This window comes from Mesorhizobium sp. LNHC229A00 (assembly GCF_000502415.1).
In the GTDB taxonomy this organism is placed as follows: domain Bacteria; phylum Pseudomonadota; class Alphaproteobacteria; order Rhizobiales; family Rhizobiaceae; genus Mesorhizobium.
In genome coordinates this window covers 1-365 of the sequence record NZ_AYWQ01000211.1, presented here as the reverse complement: position 1 = coordinate 365, position 365 = coordinate 1, and the positions used below count along the sequence as shown (strand labels likewise).

Genomic DNA, 365 nt, shown 5'->3' with positions numbered 1-365 from the left:
GACGGGGAGAGGGGCGCTGTCGTCGCCGGTTTCGCCAATCATCATCGTGGTAGCAGGAAGGGCGCCGGCGCTGCGGCCAGCCTCCTACTCCCCGTCACTATACGGGAAGAAGTGCCCGGCAGGGCGATGAGGGTCAGCGCCAACCCCGACAATCGATTTAAAACGATTGCTTCAAGCGGTAGGGCAGTGCACCCGGCCCATCGCGGCTGGGAGATATACCGATGACCTTCGACTGGCCAACCGCCCTCCCGCTGATCTTTGCCGGCCTGATGGGCCTTGCAATCCTGATCTACGTCATCCTCGACGGCTTCGACCTCGGCATCGGCATCCTGTTCGCCGCCGCCGAAGACACTGAGCAGGACACC

The 365-nt window shown here is 63.3% G+C and carries 1 pseudogene; it reads left to right on the top strand.

Features of this window, described 5'->3' with window-relative positions:
• Positions 1 to 221: 221 nt before the first annotated feature.
• Positions 222 to 365: pseudogene (locus X742_RS1000000176365) on the top strand (cytochrome d ubiquinol oxidase subunit II); the annotation flags it as partial.